The following is a 3,596-nucleotide window of genomic DNA, read 5'->3' as shown; positions in this document are numbered from 1 at the left end:
CCGGCCGCTGGACCGGGCGCTGGAACTGCGCGCCCGGGCGGCGTTGCACGGCGCGCTGCCGCTCGAGCCGGTCGCGCAGCGGCGGTTCGTGCTCTGACCCGCCCCGGGGCACCGCGGCGCTGAAAATCCGCCGATTGGCGCAGACCGGGCGTTCTGCGAGGATGCTGCTCTCGTCCGATCGAAGGAGATGGCCGTGGCTTCTCGTCTGAACCCGTACCTGAGCTTCCGCGACGACGCGCGGCAGGCCATGGAGTTCTACAAGGGTGTCTTCGGCGGCACGCTCACCTTGAACACGTTCGGGGAATTCGGTTCACCCGAAGGAGCGGACGCGGACAAGGTCATGCACGCCCAGCTGGAGGCCGAAAACGGCTTCACGCTGATGGCGTCGGACACCCCGGCCGGGATGGAGCACAACCCGGGCACCAACATCTCGGTGAGCCTCAGCGGGGACGACGCCGGCGATCTGCGCGGTTACTGGGACAAGCTGAGCGAAGGCGGCACCGTGACGGTTCCGTTCGAAAAGCAGATGTGGGGCGACGAATTCGGTGCCTGCATCGACAAGTTCGGCATCCCCTGGATGGTCAACGTCGTGCACGGCTAGCCACGAGCCGTTGCAGCCGGTGCCGCCGTCGGTGACGATGGGGGCACCGGCGTGGCGTGGCGCCGGGCCGAAGGAGGCCCGATGGCGGGTTTTCCCTGGACGTGTGCGCAGTGCGGCGCGGTCAACGACCCCGCGCGCCGGCGCTGCGGCACCTGCGCGGGCCTGGCACCGGGCCGGGCTCGCGCGAGGGCGTTGTGGGTGCTGCTGACCCTGATGGTGGTCGCCGGCGTCGCGGTGGGCGGGGTGCTGCTGTTCACCGGACGCCCGGAGCCGTCGCCGTCCGGCTCGGGGCCGTTCCCGGAGTACACGACGCCCGCGCTGCCGACCACCAAGACCGTGGTGACGACCGCGGACGGCGTCACCCCGCCCGGCACGCCGTCCACGAGCACGGCCACGGACAAGCCGTGCCCGCAGGACGCCGCGCGCTACCTGCCGGGCGGCACGGGGTCGGCGCTGCTCGTGGGGCAGACCGCGAAGTCCCTCGTGACGATCTGCCGGGTCCCCGACGGCCGGATCTTCTACGACGGCCAGGCCCGCGGGCAGGCGGCCTCCGACGACACCCACATCATGCTGCCGGCTCAGGCCGAAGGCGACGGCTTCGTGGCGGTGAACGGCGACTACCGCTACAAGGTCGGCGGCGGCAGGCTGGTCGTGTCGGCCGGGTCCGACGTGCTTTCGGACGAGGAGCTGACCACCGTCGGCTGAGCGCCGATCGCCTCGATCGCGGCCATCGGTTCCGCGTCGAAGCCCAGGTCGAGGCGCATCTTGGCGCGCAGCAGGCGGTAGCCGCGCTGACCCTCGGTCCAGAGGGCACGGTCCTCTTCGCCCTTGTTCGCCTGGTCCAGCAACCGGGTGGCCAGCCGCAAGCGGGGCAGCGTCGCGTCGCCGATGAGGGTCCGCACGGCCTCCGGCGCGTGCAGGGTGACCGGCCCGAGCGCGTGCTGGGTCTCGCTCCGCACTTCACGCAACTCGGTGACCTGGTACTCGTCGATGGGATGGTTCGTTTCCCGGGACCGGAGCGCCCGGAACAACACCGCGTCGAACGCGCCGAGGGCGCCGAGCAGCTCGGCGTAGGCGTCGGCGCGGGCTTCGTGGGTCCGGGCCTCGCGTTCACGCTGCCACCGCCGCTCTTCGCGAGCGGCCTCTTCGGCGATCCGGCGGGCTTCCCGCCGTCCCGACAGGATCTGGGTGAGGAGCACGCCGGCGAGGCCGAGCAGGGCGACGACGATCGGAATCCACACGGGGACCTGGGAACCCACGTGCGCACCCTACCCAGGATGTGGGAGTGGCGGCGGCCACCCGGCGCGGATCAGCATGCTGGCACCATGTCATCTGCGCTGGACAACCCGACCTGGGCGTCGTTGACCGGACCGCACGCCCGCTTCGCGGAACGGCAGGGGCGCGTCGTGCGCTACCCCGAGGACGTCGCGCCGTTCCTGGGCCTGCCCGACGACCCCGGCGAGCAGGACTGGCGGGACGTCGCCGAGCTTGCCGGCCCGGGGGCGGTCGTCGTGCTCGCCGCGACCGCGGCGCGGCCGCCGTCCGGCTGGGAGGTGCTCGACGAGATCCCCGGCGTGCAGCTGGTCGACGAGGGGGTCGCGGCCGCGCCCGAGCCGGAAGCCGTGCGGCTCGGCCCCGCGGACGTGGCGGAGATGCTGGACCTGGTCGAGCGGACGCGGCCGGGACCGTTCCGGAAGCGGACCGTCGAGCTCGGCACCTACCTGGGCATCCGGCGCGGCGGCGCGCTCGTCGCGATGGCCGGCGAGCGCCTGCACCCGCCGGGCTACACGGAGATCAGCGCGGTCTGCACGGACCCGGCGTACCGCGGGCAGGGCCTCGCGACGCGGCTGGTGCTCGCGGTGGCCGCGGGCATCCGCGAGCGCGGCGAGATCCCGATGATGCACGCGGCCGCGAGCAACACCTCGGCGATCCGCCTCTACCTCTCGCTGGGGTTCGCGCTGCGGCGCAGGCCGGACTTCGTGGCGGTGCGCGTGCCGCTCGCGGTTGCGGTCTAAGCGCCGGTCGACGACCCCGGGCGGACGATCATCAGCACCGTCACCACCGCCCACAGCAGGTTGAACACGCCGGTCAGCATGGCCAGCCGGCCGAGGACGTCCGATGTGGACTCCTCGGCCAGCAGCCGCTTCTGGCGCGGCAGGATCAGCAGCGCGAGCACCGCGGCCGCGACCGCCGTCAGGCCGATCGACACGAGCAGCCACGGGTCGCCCATGACGTGCATCGTGCCCGCGACGCCGAAGCCGAACACCGGCACCGCGATGGCCGCGTAGGCGTACACGCGGCAGATCCGGTGCAGCAGGGTCGCCGCCTTGGCGTCGCCGCGGCGGACGGCGGCGGGGAACATACTGGCCGCGACCGCGACCGGGCCCACGGCGAGGATCGCCGCCAGGACGTGGACCGAAAGCAGGATTTTCGACACCGTGCGAAGCTAGCGATCTTCGCGCTCTCGGGGGAGTGGCCGGATGGCCAGGAACCGCCGGGATCCGGCCAGCCGGTCCCGGGGTGTCGATCCGCGACCTGCCGGTTCGACGCTTCGGTAACGGGAAGGAGAGCACGATGACCGCCATGACCAGTACCTCGAACCGAGTCCGGAGCCTGCCGGTCCTGCTCGCCACCGAGGACGACGCCGAGGACATGGGCCTGCTGGCGCCCGACGACCGGCTGACCTGCCACGTGCACGGCCGGTGGATCCACCAGTGCGTCGCCTCGCCGGCGCACGTCAGCCCGGTGACCCGGCACCGCTGGTGCCGCAGCTGCCGGACCGAGCTGGCCGTCGCGGTCGACGAGCTGTCCCTGGCCGTCACGATGTCCTGCCCGCGCTGCGGTGCCGGCGGCAGCGCCGCCACCACCCGGCTGACCGCGGCCTGCCGCGCGAGCCTGGCCGCCGAGCGCGCCGCCCGCCACGCGGCCTGAGCACGTGGCTCAGCCCGGCACCCACATCGTGACGCGGGTGCCGCGGCCCGGCTGCGAGTCCACC

General features: G+C 73.1%; 6 protein-coding genes. 4 read left to right on the top strand and 2 right to left on the bottom strand.

Annotated elements, in window-relative coordinates:
• Positions 1-193: 193 nt before the first annotated feature.
• Together CCN39_RS42445 and CCN39_RS42440 are read left to right on the top strand one after the other, a co-directional pair.
• Positions 194-601 (top strand): VOC family protein, encoded by a 408-nt coding sequence (locus CCN39_RS42445; protein ID WP_086852187.1) that lies wholly within the window; start codon positions 194-196, stop codon positions 599-601.
• Positions 602-682: 81 nt separating this feature from the next.
• Complete coding sequence (locus tag CCN39_RS42440; RefSeq protein ID WP_244211257.1) at positions 683-1,306, top strand: RAD23 family protein; 624 nt, start codon at positions 683-685, stop codon at positions 1,304-1,306.
• On the opposite strand, the gene CCN39_RS50945 is transcribed toward CCN39_RS42440, so the two are convergent.
• Positions 1,225-1,860, bottom strand: coding sequence for a hypothetical protein (locus tag CCN39_RS50945; RefSeq protein WP_167455347.1), 636 nt, complete (start codon positions 1,858-1,860; stop codon positions 1,225-1,227). The two genes, CCN39_RS42440 and CCN39_RS50945, sit on opposite strands and share 82 nt — an antisense overlap.
• A 66-nt stretch (positions 1,861-1,926) precedes the next feature.
• On the opposite strand from CCN39_RS50945, the gene CCN39_RS50940 reads away from it, so the two are divergent.
• A complete protein-coding gene (locus CCN39_RS50940) occupies positions 1,927-2,616 on the top strand; it encodes a GNAT family N-acetyltransferase (protein ID WP_167455346.1) in 690 nt (229 codons plus the stop codon).
• Here the strand turns inward: CCN39_RS50940 and CCN39_RS42425 are convergent.
• On the bottom strand, positions 2,613-3,038 hold the full coding sequence (locus CCN39_RS42425; protein ID WP_086852177.1) for a hypothetical protein: 426 nt from the start codon (positions 3,036-3,038) through the stop codon (positions 2,613-2,615). The genes CCN39_RS50940 and CCN39_RS42425 overlap by 4 nt on opposite strands.
• Positions 3,039-3,175: 137 nt before the next feature.
• Here CCN39_RS42425 and CCN39_RS42420 point away from each other — a divergent pair, with 137 nt between their 5' ends.
• Entirely contained in the window at positions 3,176-3,532 is a 357-nt protein-coding gene (locus tag CCN39_RS42420; RefSeq protein WP_086852185.1) for a hypothetical protein, read from the top strand.
• Positions 3,533-3,596: the final 64 nt, after the last annotated feature.

The sequence above is a fragment of the Amycolatopsis kentuckyensis genome (genome assembly GCF_002155975.1).
In the GTDB taxonomy this organism is placed as follows: domain Bacteria; phylum Actinomycetota; class Actinomycetes; order Mycobacteriales; family Pseudonocardiaceae; genus Amycolatopsis; species Amycolatopsis kentuckyensis.
Note: the sequence above shows the minus strand (reverse complement) of the source record. Positions and strands in the feature narration are given on the sequence as shown.